Source organism: Candidatus Eremiobacteraceae bacterium (genome assembly GCA_036511855.1).
In the GTDB taxonomy this organism is placed as follows: Bacteria; Vulcanimicrobiota; Vulcanimicrobiia; order Eremiobacterales; family Eremiobacteraceae; genus JABCYQ01.
The window spans coordinates 1-12,402 of sequence record DATCBN010000112.1; the positions used below are offsets into that span (position 1 = coordinate 1).

General features: G+C 59.8%; 15 protein-coding genes. 8 read left to right on the forward strand and 7 right to left on the reverse strand.

Annotated elements, in window-relative coordinates:
• The first annotated feature begins 224 nt into the window (after positions 1-224).
• Positions 225-1,178, forward strand: coding sequence for a glutathione S-transferase family protein (locus VII69_14775; protein HEY5096374.1), 954 nt, complete (start codon positions 225-227; stop codon positions 1,176-1,178).
• A 16-nt stretch (positions 1,179-1,194) separates the two neighbouring features.
• On the opposite strand, the gene VII69_14780 is transcribed toward VII69_14775, so the two are convergent.
• Entirely contained in the window at positions 1,195-1,554 is a 360-nt protein-coding gene (locus VII69_14780; protein ID HEY5096375.1) for a hypothetical protein, read from the reverse strand.
• Positions 1,555-1,799: 245 nt separating this feature from the next.
• On the opposite strand from VII69_14780, the gene VII69_14785 reads away from it, so the two are divergent.
• Together VII69_14785 and VII69_14790 are read left to right on the forward strand one after the other, a co-directional pair.
• Positions 1,800-2,105 carry an HU family DNA-binding protein gene (locus tag VII69_14785; protein HEY5096376.1) on the forward strand — a complete coding sequence of 102 codons (306 nt, stop codon included), beginning with the start codon at positions 1,800-1,802 and terminating at the stop codon, positions 2,103-2,105.
• A 182-nt stretch (positions 2,106-2,287) separates the two neighbouring features.
• The gene (locus tag VII69_14790) at positions 2,288-2,890 is read left to right on the forward strand and encodes a hypothetical protein (protein HEY5096377.1); all 603 of its coding nucleotides are present in this window, start codon (positions 2,288-2,290) and stop codon (positions 2,888-2,890) included.
• Positions 2,891-2,983: 93 nt separating this feature from the next.
• Here VII69_14790 and VII69_14795 read toward each other — a convergent pair whose 3' ends face one another.
• Positions 2,984-3,445, reverse strand: a complete 462-nt coding sequence (locus tag VII69_14795; GenBank protein ID HEY5096378.1) for a hypothetical protein — start codon at positions 3,443-3,445, stop codon at positions 2,984-2,986.
• A gap of 300 nt (positions 3,446-3,745) precedes the next feature.
• Between VII69_14795 and VII69_14800 the strand changes: the two genes are divergently transcribed.
• Complete coding sequence (locus tag VII69_14800; protein ID HEY5096379.1) at positions 3,746-5,728, forward strand: oligopeptide transporter, OPT family; 1,983 nt, start codon at positions 3,746-3,748, stop codon at positions 5,726-5,728.
• Between the two features lie 22 nt (positions 5,729-5,750).
• Here VII69_14800 and VII69_14805 read toward each other — a convergent pair whose 3' ends face one another.
• The 4 genes from VII69_14805 to VII69_14820 all read right to left on the reverse strand — a co-directional run bounded on the left by VII69_14805 (position 5,751) and on the right by VII69_14820 (position 7,559).
• Positions 5,751-6,419, reverse strand: a complete 669-nt coding sequence (locus VII69_14805; GenBank protein ID HEY5096380.1) for a DUF642 domain-containing protein — start codon at positions 6,417-6,419, stop codon at positions 5,751-5,753.
• An 87-nt stretch (positions 6,420-6,506) separates the two neighbouring features.
• Positions 6,507-6,926, reverse strand: coding sequence for a VOC family protein (locus VII69_14810; protein ID HEY5096381.1), 420 nt, complete (start codon positions 6,924-6,926; stop codon positions 6,507-6,509).
• Between the two features lie 90 nt (positions 6,927-7,016).
• Positions 7,017-7,328, reverse strand: a complete 312-nt coding sequence (locus VII69_14815) for a hypothetical protein (protein ID HEY5096382.1) — start codon at positions 7,326-7,328, stop codon at positions 7,017-7,019.
• Positions 7,329-7,367: 39 nt separating this feature from the next.
• Positions 7,368-7,559: a helix-turn-helix transcriptional regulator gene (locus VII69_14820; protein ID HEY5096383.1), complete on the reverse strand. Its 192-nt coding sequence runs from the start codon at positions 7,557-7,559 to the stop codon at positions 7,368-7,370.
• Here VII69_14820 and VII69_14825 point away from each other — a divergent pair.
• On the forward strand, positions 7,554-8,174 hold the full coding sequence (locus VII69_14825) for a hypothetical protein (protein HEY5096384.1): 621 nt from the start codon (positions 7,554-7,556) through the stop codon (positions 8,172-8,174). The genes VII69_14820 and VII69_14825 overlap by 6 nt on opposite strands.
• Before the next feature lie 15 nt (positions 8,175-8,189).
• On the opposite strand, the gene VII69_14830 is transcribed toward VII69_14825, so the two are convergent.
• Positions 8,190-9,047, reverse strand: coding sequence for a VOC family protein (locus tag VII69_14830; GenBank protein ID HEY5096385.1), 858 nt, complete (start codon positions 9,045-9,047; stop codon positions 8,190-8,192).
• Positions 9,048-9,275: 228 nt separating this feature from the next.
• On the opposite strand from VII69_14830, the gene VII69_14835 reads away from it, so the two are divergent.
• The 3 genes from VII69_14835 to VII69_14845 all read left to right on the forward strand — a co-directional run.
• Entirely contained in the window at positions 9,276-10,694 is a 1,419-nt protein-coding gene (locus tag VII69_14835) for an NAD-dependent succinate-semialdehyde dehydrogenase (GenBank protein ID HEY5096386.1), read from the forward strand.
• Entirely contained in the window at positions 10,694-11,800 is a 1,107-nt protein-coding gene (locus VII69_14840; protein HEY5096387.1) for a zinc-dependent alcohol dehydrogenase family protein, read from the forward strand. Before VII69_14835 ends, VII69_14840 begins: the two co-directional genes overlap by 1 nt.
• An 85-nt stretch (positions 11,801-11,885) precedes the next feature.
• Positions 11,886-12,402 (forward strand): short chain dehydrogenase (locus VII69_14845; GenBank protein HEY5096388.1); only part of this gene is annotated, 517 nt, incomplete at its 3' end.

A 12,402-nucleotide genomic window follows, 5' to 3' on the forward strand; every position in this document is an offset into this window, starting at 1 on the left:
GCGATCGGGGTGCACGTCGGCACTCCCGCGAACGGATTGGCCGCCGCCGCCGCCGCTGCGGGCGCCGCCGGCATAGCCATGACCACCGCAAACAGAAGAGCGACGTTGATCGTGCGTCGTGAGCCGGTCATCGTCGGATGATTCGGCGTCGATGGCGCCGCTCCATGCGTGCGGAAAAAAGCAAGCGACAAAGAGGCTGGGCCTTCGCGCGCGAAGGGGCGCCCATGAGTGCTCGAGCGCAATTCCCGGCCGAATCGTCCGACGATGGCAGGTTCGTCCGTCAGCAAGACGCCTTCCGAGATTGGATTTCCGCCGACGGTCGCACCGGCTATCCCGCGGTGGCCGGACGGTATCACCTCTACGTATCATTGGCGTGTCCGTGGGCGCACCGGACGATCATCATGCGCTCACTTCAACGGTTGGAAAAGGTCATCGGCATGACCGTCGTCGACCCGATCCGCGACGACCGCGGCTGGGCCTTTCGAGATGGTCCCGGCTATTCGAGAGATCCGGTGAACGGTTTTGCGTATCTCAGCGAAGCGTATCTCGCGACCGATCCCGCCTACGACGGAAGAGTGACGGTGCCGGCGCTTTGGGATACGGTGACGAAACGGATCGTGAACAATTCCGACGACGACATCTTGCGCATGTTCGAGACCGAATTCTCCGCGCTCGGGCACGGCGATTTCGATTTCTATCCCGCCGCGCTCCGCGCTGCGATCGACGTTCTGAACGAGCGGGTCTACGAGACCGTGAACGACGGCGTGTACCGCGCCGGATTCGCGACCACACAGCGAGCGTATGAATTCGCCGCGCGGCGGGTCTTCGAAACTCTAGACGAACTCGACGCGCGCCTCGCCGACCGGCGGTATCTCTTCGGGCCGGCGCCGGTGGAGACCGATTGGCGCCTGTTCGTCACGCTCGTCCGCTTCGATGCGGTCTACTACGGACATTTCAAATGCAACCTGCGGCGGATCTTGGACTACCGCAATTTGTATGGCTACCTATGCGATCTCTATCAGCTCGATGCGGTGGCCGCGACGGTGAATTTCGACCACATCAAGCGTCACTACTACTTCACGCATGACGATATCAATCCCACGCGGATCGTGCCGATCGGTCCGCTGCAGGACTTGAGCACGCCGCATAGGCGCGAGAAACTCGGGTTAGGAAGTTAGGGAGCGCGGGGACGTTCTACGGGCCGTTCGAGCCCGACGAATTCGCGTCTTGCTGCGCCTGGAGTTGGTCGTTCGCGTCGCCGCTGGCCGAAGTGACGCCCGTGTTGTTCTGCGCTGCGTTTGACTGCTGCGCTCGGCTATCCACCTGGGTCTGTGCCTCGATAGCAAGCGTGCAGTCCGAAGCGTCTTGCTGCTGCGGATGCGATTGGCAGAACGAGATCATGGCCGTGCGGTCGCCGTTGTGCGCGACCCAATACTGAACGGTCGATTTATCGTTCGGATCGTTCGAGGTACCCGCCGGTTGGAAATACGACTTGGCCGCGAAGCCGATGATGGCGACGACGACGAGTAGGCTGATCAAACTGAAGGCTCTCATGAAGTAAGGTATCGGCACGATAGCGGGCTGGTATGTGCCGTTGTGATGGTCGTCACGCGTTCGGGGCCGCGCGGGACCCCGACTCCGGCACGCTATTCCTGCCAAATTTTCACCGCAAATCGCTGCGTTTATAAGGGTTTTTGGGCTGCTTTGGGTAACCGGAAGGCCATAGACGGCGTACGCATGCGTCCATCGGCGCCGCATTTTCACCGTGCAACTTCCAATTATCAGAGAGAGGCGACACCGTGGCAAAAGCAATGACCAAGACCGAAGTCATCAAAGAGTTGGCGACAAAGGTGAAGGTCGACCGCAAGACAGCAATCGCGTTCATGGAACAAGTGGTCGCGCTCGCGGTCAAGGAAACGAAGAAAAACGGCCAGTTCCAGATTCCTGGTCTCGGCAAAGCCGTCAAGGCCGCCCGCAAGGCACGCATGGGTCGAAACCCGGCCACCGGTGAGGCCATCAAGATCGCGGCGAAGACCGTCGTGAAATTTCGCTTAGCGAAAGCATTCAAAGACGCCATCGTCCCGCCGAAGGCGAAAAAGAAATAATCTAGCCCAAGATTCTCCACGCGTCGCGGCGCACGATATGCCGCGGCGCTTTTTCTTGCTGTTTCGAACTACTAGAAGCGAGATATTACGGCAATCCGGCGGTGGAGCCGCATCGGATGTGGGTATAATGCAGCAAAGCGGAAGTCCCGCTTATGGTTACTGCTTCAAGGAGTCACTCACCGATGAAACCCATCCATCAGATAATCGCTTCGACCGCAGTGGCGCTCGCCGTTGGCCTGCCGATGGCAGCGTCTGCCGCGCCAGTGTATTTGAACGCCGGCGCCATGGTCACGTCGAAGATCAATCAGACCATCGACTCCGGCAGCGCCCACGTCGGAGACAGATTCAGCCTTACCATGACCACGCCATTCCCTAACGGCGACGGCCAATATGGCAATGCTCAACTTTACGGTCACATCGTGCAAGTGGTTGCCGCAGGCCAGGGCAAGAACGCGGCTTTGGCATTCACCGTCGACCGAATGGTATTGAACAACGGACGTCAGGGCAACGTTTCGATGCAACTGCAGTCGCAAGAAACGCAGCGCCATAACAACCTGAGCAACGTCGCCTTGACGGCGGTTGCAGGCATGTTTGTCGGAAACATGATCGGAAAGACCGTCTTCAAATCGAGTCTAGGCGGCGCGGCTGGCCTTATCGCAGGCGCGCTGTACGCGAACAACAAGAAGACCAACGTGTCACTGCAGCAGGGCTCGGTCGTCGTCACCGAAGTCCGTCAGCGAGTTGCGCTGAACTTCCCGGCTAACACCGCGCGAGTCAACCACTAACCAAAGCTGGACCATTCTGTAGGAGGGTGAGCAACGCTCACCCTTTTTTATAAAAAGGGGGGCAAGCGATGCTTGCCCTCCTACACATTTTAGTTAGCGGTTGTGGTCGTTGTCGTTGTCACCGTCGCCTTGATTCGGGTGATGATGCTTATCCCGTCCGTAGGCGTGCCCGAGCGGATGTCCTGAATAGAGACGGGCGTTTTGATTGCAGCGCGGTCCGTTGCCGTCGTACCCGCACGCAGTGCGGCCGTCGTTGCTAGGATAGTACACTCTGCCGTTTGGATAGACGACGCGCCCGTCGCCGTAGACTATGCCGCCGTTCGCCGTTCGTCCGACGACCGAATTTGCCGCAACTTTTTTGTGTTCGTAATTATTGTAAAGAATGATCGCCGTCAGCGCGGCGACAGCGCCGAGGACGATATTGCGCGTGCTCGCCTGACCGGGCGTTTCGGCCGCCGCCGGACCGACGATTGTCAAGCCGAGCGACGCGACCAAGGCTATCGCGATCAAGATCGCGGGAATCGAAAACCTTCGAGTGGTTGATTGAGCCAGCATGTCTCTCTCCCAAGATGACTTTAGTTCGCACCCTGGGCCGAAAACGTAATCCGTTGCGGCGACGTTGCGGCGTTGCGCTCGAGGCGGTCTTAGTGTGCGCCCGCTTAGTCAGGCCGGCGCGGACGCATCAAGTCGTTTAGCATCCTGTACGTCAGGTCATCCGGTGCGAACAGACCGGCAGTCGAATGAAGTCAACCGTCTAGATTTCCGGAGGCATCCAGTTCCAGGCCGTACAAAGAACGCGTCAGCCGCAAGGCCGTATGGAACCGTGAGACCGCTCTCCTCGAAAGGTTCTTTATTTTGGCTTCGCCGACCGCGTCCACCACTTCCGACAATCGTCTCGAACTGACGTGGCGCGGAATCGTCCTTGGCGCCGCGATCACGCTCGTGTTCACCGCGGCAAACATCTATCTCGGTCTTAAAGTCGGGCTGACGTTCGCGTCGTCGATTCCGGCCGCCGTCATTTCTATGGCGGTATTGCGAGCGTTCAAGGGCGCCACGATCTTCGAGAACAACATCGTTCAGACCGTGGCGTCGGCGGCGGGCACGCTCTCTAGCATCATCTTCGTCCTGCCCGGCCTCGTGATGATCGGTTGGTGGACCGGATTTCCATACTGGGAGTCGTTTGGCGTGTGCGCGCTGGGTGGCATCCTCGGCGTGATGTACAGCGTGCCGCTGCGCCGCGCCCTCGTGTCGGAATCTGATCTGCCCTACCCCGAAGGCGTCGCCGCCGCCGAGGTGCTGAAAGTCGGCGTTGGAGCGAGCGGCGAAACCGCGGAGTCGGTCGAGGAAAACAAACGCGGACTGCTGGCGCTTTCTCTCGGCGCGCTCGCCTCGGCCGGATATGCCGCGGTCGCCGCCGCGCGCATCTTCACCGACACGATCGCGGGTTATTTCCGGATAGGCGCAAGCGCGACCGGATTCGGCATGTCGATGTCGCTCGCGCTCGTCGGCGCGGGTCACCTCATCGGGCTTTCGGTCGGCCTCGCGATTCTGACGGGGCTCGTCATCTCGTGGGGCATCCTGACGCCGTTGCTCACCGCGCTGCATCCGGTAGCCGGCGACGCCGCCACAGTCGCGTTGACGGTCTTCAGGCAACAAGTCCGCTTCATCGGTGCGGGCACGATCGGCATTTCGGCTATTTGGGCGCTTGGCAGGCTCGCAAAGCCCGTGTACTCCGGTGTGCTCTCATCTCTGGCGGCGTCGCGGCACCTCGCGTCGACAAAAGGCGATGCCAGCGGGCTGCCGCGAACCGAGCGCGATTTGCCCATCGGCACGGTCGCGCTCATCAGCCTCGGTTGTTTCGTGCCGCTCGCGATCTTGTTCGCGTACTTTCTCAACGGGAGTGCGATCGCGTCGCTGGCGGTGCCGCTGGTCATCGCGGGCGTGCTGTACGTCGTCGTCGCCGGCTTCTTTGTCGCGGCTGCTTGCGGATATATGGCCGGCCTGATCGGTTCGTCCAATAGTCCGGTTTCCGGACTCGGCATTCTGAGCATCATCGGGGCGGCGCTGCTCCTGTTAGCCATCGCGAAGGTCGCCGGCGCCGCCGGTGCGCCGGCGCTCGTCGCTTACGCGCTCTTCGTCACGGGCGTCGTACTCTGCGTCGCCTCGATATCGAACGACAACTTGCAGGATCTCAAGACCGGCCAACTCGTCGACGCGACCCCGTGGCGCCAACAAGTGTCGCTGGTCGCGGGCGTGATCTTCGGCTCCCTCGTCATTCCGCCCATTTTGGATCTATTGAACAAAGCGTACGGTTTTGGAGGCGGCCCGCATTCGCTGCCGGCCCCGCAGGCCACGTTGATCTCAGCGTTGGCCAACGGCGTGATACGCGGGCAGATAGACTGGGGATTGATCGGGGTCGGCGTGCTGATCGGCATCGTCATCATCGCGGTCGACGAAGTGCTGCGCGCGACCCGAGGACTGCAATTGCCTCCGCTGGCCGTGGGGCTCGGCATCTATCTGCCGGCCACGACCACTTCCGCGGCGGTGATCGGCGCCGTGGTGGGCTGGGCGTACAATCGCTTCGTGGCACAGCGGCCGAACGGCGACGTCGCGAAGCGGCTCGGCGTCTTGGTGGCCTCGGGATTGATCGTCGGCGAAAGCCTCTTCGGAGTGCTGCTCGCCGGCGTCATCGTCGCCACCGGAAAGGCGACGCCGTTCGCGCTCGTCGGCGACGCCTTTCAGAATATCGCGACACCGCTCGGCGGCGTGGTGTTCGCGCTCTTGATCTTCGTCTTGTACAGGCGCAGCGCGCAGCTCGCGCAGCGCGTGCGGGACTAGGTCCGGCTGTCCGTTCGCTGCGTCAGTTCAGCTTGATGCAATCCAATCCGTTGTTGTCGTCGCCCGGCGGATCTCCGTTAGAAAATCTGATCGTGGTCCTGGTCGACGGCGCGGTGATCGTGGTCGTGAACGCCTTCCAGACCTGAACGGTGCCGCCGGCACCCTTTTTATTCTTGGCCGAGAACACGTGCACGTCGTTCACGTACACCTTTACCGTGCTCGTCGTTCCGAATATTCCGTTAGGGTCGACGACATTGCCGACAGAAAAACTCAGCGCATGCTGGCTGCCCATCACGGTCGTTATCGTTTGCTGGACGCCGTTCCCAAGGGTCTCTATGCCGGTGAGGTCGATGAATTGGTTGCCGCATCCGGCTGGAAACGAAAAACCATTTTGCGTGAAGGTGCCGCTGACGATTCCGACATCGCCTCCCGGACCCGTCACCGTCCACTTCGAAAACGTCGATCCGACGTTGAATACGGTAAAGCCCCCGACCGGCACAAGCGGCGTCTCAAAGGAACCGTCTTTCAGCAGATTCGGCAGATCGGGCGTCTCTGCGGCGATCTGAGAACGGCTGTTCTGCAGTCCGTCACGCGCCGGTCCGACCTGAGCGGGAGTCACCGAAGCCGAGCAGGCTGAGACCAAGATCGCGCCGGCGAGCACCGCCGTCGAACCTATGCCACGAAGCAGCATAGAGTGCATCCTCCAATCGTCAAGAAAGAGAGCGCGGCTGTGCCGCCGGCTGGCGGCACAGCGCCGTCTAGCTAGCGAATTCCTAACTCAACCTTTAGGTTTTTCGTTGTCGCAATTGATCATCCAGTCGATGCCGTATCTGTCGGTCAGCATACCGAATTTTGCGCCCCAAAAAGAATCCGAGAACGGCATATCGATTTTGCCGTTTTTCGCGAGGGCATCCCATACGCGTTGCGCATCGTCGACGTTCTTCGTGCCGAGAGACAGCGAGATGCGCCCTTCTCCGTATTGCGTCGTCGGACGGGAATCGGATGCCATGAACTTTATCGACGGCGACTGGAAATTCGCATGCATGACCCTCTCGCCGTCTCCGGCGGGCATGCCCGCTTCCGGCGGCGCGTCCTTCCAGCGACTGATCGAAGTGATCTCGCCGCCAAACACGCCTTTGTAAAAATTCAACGCTTCTTCGCAGTTGCCGCTGAAAAACAGATAGGGTTCAAGTTCCATGTTGTCGCCTCCTCATCAAAGTCAGTTGCGAGGAGCGCGAGTTTGAGTGAATCGGAAGCGACTCCTTCGAGCGCCCGACACGGCCGCAGATTAGCCGCGAAGTTCCGTCTGCGCGATGATCTCAAGCGGTGAAACCGTGAGCCCTCCGGCAGAGACCCGGTCGGTCTGTTCCGTATAGTGCTTGAAGTAGTCGCGCTCGCCTAGTTCTTTGACGGCTTGATCGTCGGCGACCGCGGCGAGATGATAGTACTCAGAATCATCCTTGGACTTCATGCATCGATACGAGATCTTTCCCTTCAGCTCGGGGTCGCTCTCCAATGCAGTGATGAACCGCTTTACTTCCTTATGCCACTCTTCTTGCGAACCCGTCTTGAATTGATACTTGATCAGAAAATACTTCATGGCTCCTCTTTCATGCAGCGAATGGCCCTGACCCTCGTCCTATACGCCTGACCGAGCGGAGAATCGTCCACGATATTCGCCAGGCGTCATGCCGAAGCGTTGCTTGAACGCCTTGGTGAACCCGGAGACTGAGTCAAATCCAAGCGACGTCGCGATCGCGCTCATCTTTTCGTCCCCCGAACTCAAGTGTGCGCCGGCCGCGCTGAGCCGGACGCGCGTGAGATAGTGCAACGGCGCGTCGCCATCGACGCCGCCGGCAAGATCTACGTGTCCGATTTTCGCAACAACGTGATCCATGTCTTCGCGAGCGGCGCAACCGGCGACGGCGCACCGGTTCGCACGATCTCCGGCGCCCACACGAAGCTCGACTCTCCGTGCGGAATGGGGTTCGACTCCGCCGGTTACCTATACGTGGCGAACTACCTCTCCCCGACCAGCCCGATCGTCGAGTTTTCCATGACCGCCAACGGGAACGTCGCTCCGATCGCAACCCTTGGCGGCAGCCACACCGGTCTCGGCGGCGTGTTCAGCGTGAATCTCGATCCTGGAGATCGCATCATCGCCGGGAACAATAGCGCAACATCGGTCAGGGTCTTCGCCGCGGGAGCGCACGGCAACGTCGCACCGGTGGCGACGATCTCTGGATCTAAGACGAAGTTCACGTACGTCACGTCGACGGGCGTGGATTCGAACGGCCTTATCTACGTCGCCAATGCCAAAGTGAGCACAGGCGTCGACGAGATCCTCGTCTTTGCGAAGAACGCCAACGGCAACGTCGCGCCGCTCGCGAATATCACCGGTTCGAACACGCAATTGGACGAGCCGTTCAACCCAACCGTGCACTGACGGGCAGTGTGAGTTTTACTCCTCGGGCTCCAAGATACCAAACGTCGCGCCCTGCGGATCCCGCACTATCGCAAAACGGCACATGCCGGGGACGGGTGTCGTTCCCATGATGATGCGCCCGCCCAGCCGCTTCACCTTTGCGACGCTCTTCGCGCAATCCGACACTTGCCAGTAAGTCACCCAGCTCGGCGGAAGTTTTTTCATCGGCGAAGGCCACATTCCGCATACGTTTTTCTTGCCAAGCTTGAAGAGATGGTATTCGTTTCCGCCATATTCTTCGCCGCTCGTCTTCCAGCCGAAGACCTTGGCATAGAACTTCCCGGCAGCAGCCGGCTTCGACGTGTTTAGATCGTGCCAGCAGACCGTGCCGGGCGTGTCGTTCAATTCCGCCCCCTTGCGTTTGCCCGGTTGCCAAATCGCAAACGCTGCGCCGGCCGGATCCTGGAGCACGGCCATGCGACCCTTGTCCATGACATCCGTCGGCGCAGCGCAGATCTTGCCGCCCGCGGTCTTCGCTTTCTTCGCCGTGTCGGCAACGCTCTTGACGGAGATATAGGGAAGCCACACCGGCGGGGCTTTCTTCTGCTCGGACGCCATTGGATATAGCCCGCACGTGTCTTTGCCGTCGACGCTCAGTATCGAATATTTCGCGTCACCCGCCCCCATTGGAAAATCTGTCATTTTCGAGCCAAAAATGGAACGATAGAATTTCTTCGCACTTGCGACATTCGTCGTTCCTAGATCGGTCCAACAATATTCGCCGGGACTATATTTTCTGACAACAGCCATTCGGGTTTCACCTTTCAGTCCGACAACAAGCGTTTCTTTCGTCCTCGCCTCTTGCAGTCGAGAGGCGGTATCCCTCCCGCTCATTGATTTCGTAGGAGGGACGCCATCTAACGCTCGGCGACTACGGTTCCGGTTGTGACCCTCCGCACAAATATGAACGAGCAGTTGTACGCTATGCGACTACCCAGGACATCGGCGGCAGTAAAGTAACGTAACAATCCGGATTAGTAGGATCAGCTCGACGATAACTCGTCGCCCGCATCACGTGACAATAATCTGGCAAATCCCCAAGCAATCGAAAGAGGACGTACCATGGCCTACCAAACCGTCAACCCGTTTGACGGAAAAACCATCAAGAAATTCGACGAGATCTCCGACCGGGAACTCGAGACGAAAATCGCCGCAGCTGCGGCATGTTATGAGACCTGGCAGCACAAGACGTACGCCGAGCGCGCGATCATCGTGGCCAAGGCGTCCGCGATCATGGCCGACAGAGTCGACGAGTTCGCGCGTCTGATGACGCTCGAGATGGGCAAACGCATCGACGAGGCACGCGGCGAGGTCACGTTCAGCTCGAATATCCTCGCCTACTATGCGAAGAACGCCGAGCGGTTTCTGGCGCCGGTGAAGTTGAATCCAGCCATCGGAGAAGCCCACATGGAGAGCAGTCCGATCGGGGTTATATTCGGCGTAGAACCATGGAATTTTCCTTACTACCAACTTGCACGGGTTGCGGGTCCTCACCTGATGGCCGGCAACGTGTTGATCGTGAAACACGCGGGCTGCGTGCCGCAGTGCGCGATCGCTTTTGAAAAGCTTTGGATCGAGGCAGGTGCGCCGGCAGGCTTGTACACCAACCTGCTGATCTCACATGCCCAGTCGGAACGTCTCCTCGATGACGTACGAATCAAGGGCCTTGCGTTGACCGGCAGCGTCGCGGCCGGCAGAAGCCTCGCCGCAAAGGCCGGTCAGAACATCAAGGTCTCCTCGATGGAGCTCGGAGGCAGTGACGCCTTCATCGTTCTCGAAGATGCCGATCTCGAGCACACCGTCAAATGGGCGGTCTGGGGTAAGATGTACAACACCGGACAGACATGCTGCGCGGCCAAACGATTTATCGTCGTCGATGAGCTCGCGGACAAGTTCATGGAGAAATTCCGGTCGGCGCTCGCTGCGCTCGAGCCGGGCGATCCGATGGACGAGAACACGACCCTTGGTCCGTTGTCGACCGAATCCGCCTTGGTCGATCTGCTGAAACAGGTCGATGGAGCGGTCTCAAACGGCGCGAAACTGCTGCTCGGTGGCAAGCGCATCGATCGCGCGGGATCGTTCATGGAACCGACAATTCTGACAGACATCAAGCCGGAGAACCCAGCGTTCAGAGAAGAATTTTTTGGTCCCGTCGCGCTTTTCTTCCGGGTCAAGAACGAAGAAGAGGCCATCGCGCTCGCCAACGATTCCGATTTTGGGCTGGGCGGCTCGGTCTTCACCAACGACGAAGCGCGCGGGCAGCGCGTCGCAAGCCGCGTCGACACGGGAATGATGTTCGTCAACAACATCTCTTGGTCGGATGCGGAGCTGCCGTTCGGCGGCATCAAGGACTCCGGTTACGGGCGCGAACTCGGTAACATGGGAATTCAGGAGTTCGTCAACAAGAAGCTCGTCCGATTCGGCAAGATCGAAGCACCGGCGATCGTGCCGGAAAAAGTCTTAGTAGGGAGCGCAAAGTGATGACCCCGAATTCAAGCACCCTCCTGACCCCCGTAGCCCCGCCGAAGAACGGCGGGGTCGCATCGACGATGAAAGCGCTTGTCTATCTCGGAGACGGTAAGAAGGCGTATCAAGACGCGCCGAAGCCGACGATTACCGCGCCAACCGATGCGATCGTCAAGATCGTCAAGACGACGATTTGCGGAACCGACTTGCACATACTCAAAGGAGACGTACCGACAGCCCAACCCGGGCGGATTCTCGGCCACGAGGGCGTCGGCATCATCGACGAGGCCGGCGCGGCGGTAAGCTCGTTCAAAAAGGGCGACCGGGTTCTCATCTCCTGCGTCACCTCGTGCGGCGCGTGCGTCTATTGCCGGCGGCTCATGTTCTCGCACTGCGTGAATGGCGGCTGGATCCTAGGCAATTCCATCGACGGAACGCAAGCCGAGTTCGTGCGAATCCCCTACGCGGACACGAGTCTCTATCCGATCCTTGATGGCGAGAACGAAGACGCGTTGGTGATGCTCAGCGACATCTTGCCGACCGGATATGAGTGCGGCGTCCTCAACGGCCACATCACCCCGGGAAGCACCGTGGCCATCGTCGGGTCCGGACCGATCGGACTTGCAGCGTTGCTCACGGCCCAATTCTACTCGCCGGCCGAGATCATCATGATCGACCTTGACGGCAAACGCCTTGAAACCGCGAAGCGTTTCGGGGCGACGAGCATCATCAACAGCACCGACGGCAAAGCGCACGAGACTCTCATGAAGATGACGGACGATCGTGGCGTCGACACGGCTATCGAGGCTGTGGGTATTCCTGCGACATTTGAGCTTTGCGAACAGATCGTGGCGGCCGGCGGACATATCGCGAACATCGGCGTGCACGGAAAGCCGGTCTCCCTCCACCTAGAACAACTGTGGGATCGCAACATCGCGATCACGACGCGATTGGTCGACACGGTCAGCACACCGACGCTGCTCAAGATGGTGCGCGCACAGAAAATCGATCCCAACCGGCTCATCACGCATCACTTCAAGCTCGAGGCCATCATCGACGCGTACGACACGTTCGAGCACGCGGCCAAGACCGGCGCGCTCAAAGTCATCATGGACAAGTAACAACTTGTAAATGATAGTGGGGCCACCTGCGGTCGAACGAGAAGATTGCTCTTAACACAACTCACGGGAGGCAACAGGTGGCATCATGAAAGTTTTGGTCATCGGTGCGACGGGAACGATTGGCGCCGCCGTCGTCCAAACACTTGAAGCGCGGCACGAGGTGCTCCGCGCCAGTCATTCTCGCTCCGCACTCACGGTGGATCTAGCGGATCCCGATTCGATCAAGCGCCTTTTCGCGAAGATCGGCCGCGTGGACGCTGTCGTCAGCGCCGCAGGTCAAGCCGTTTTTCGCCCGCTGCCCGATCTCACCGACGCCGACTTCGCCGTCTGCCTTGCAAACAAACTCATGGGCCAGGTCGATTTGGTCCGGTTCGGCATCGATGCGCTCGCGGACGGTGGCTCGTTCACACTCACGTCCGGGATCCTTAGCCGACAGCCCACGCCCGGCGGCGCCGCGATCAGCATCGTCAACGCGGGGATCGAAGGCTTTGCGCGTGCGGCAGCGCTGGAGCTTCCCCGCGGGTTGCGGGTCAATGCGGTCGCACCAGGCTGGGTTCGCGAGACGCTCGTCGCGATGAACATGGATCCGCAACCTGGCGTGC

Coding starts and splice junctions, on each gene's coding strand:
- VII69_14780 (HEY5096375.1), bottom strand. CDS start 1,554: ATGAGAGCCTTCAGTTTGATCAGCCTACTCGTCGTCGTCGCCATCATC.
- VII69_14775 (HEY5096374.1), top strand. CDS start 225: ATGAGTGCTCGAGCGCAATTCCCGGCCGAATCGTCCGACGATGGCAGG.
- VII69_14805 (HEY5096380.1), bottom strand. CDS start 6,419: ATGCTGCTTCGTGGCATAGGTTCGACGGCGGTGCTCGCCGGCGCGATC.
- VII69_14810 (HEY5096381.1), bottom strand. CDS start 6,926: ATGGAACTTGAACCCTATCTGTTTTTCAGCGGCAACTGCGAAGAAGCG.
- VII69_14835 (HEY5096386.1), top strand. CDS start 9,276: ATGGCCTACCAAACCGTCAACCCGTTTGACGGAAAAACCATCAAGAAA.
- VII69_14815 (HEY5096382.1), bottom strand. CDS start 7,328: ATGAAGTATTTTCTGATCAAGTATCAATTCAAGACGGGTTCGCAAGAA.
- VII69_14790 (HEY5096377.1), top strand. CDS start 2,288: ATGAAACCCATCCATCAGATAATCGCTTCGACCGCAGTGGCGCTCGCC.
- VII69_14830 (HEY5096385.1), bottom strand. CDS start 9,047: ATGAGCGGGAGGGATACCGCCTCTCGACTGCAAGAGGCGAGGACGAAA.
- VII69_14840 (HEY5096387.1), top strand. CDS start 10,694: ATGACCCCGAATTCAAGCACCCTCCTGACCCCCGTAGCCCCGCCGAAG.
- VII69_14795 (HEY5096378.1), bottom strand. CDS start 3,445: ATGCTGGCTCAATCAACCACTCGAAGGTTTTCGATTCCCGCGATCTTG.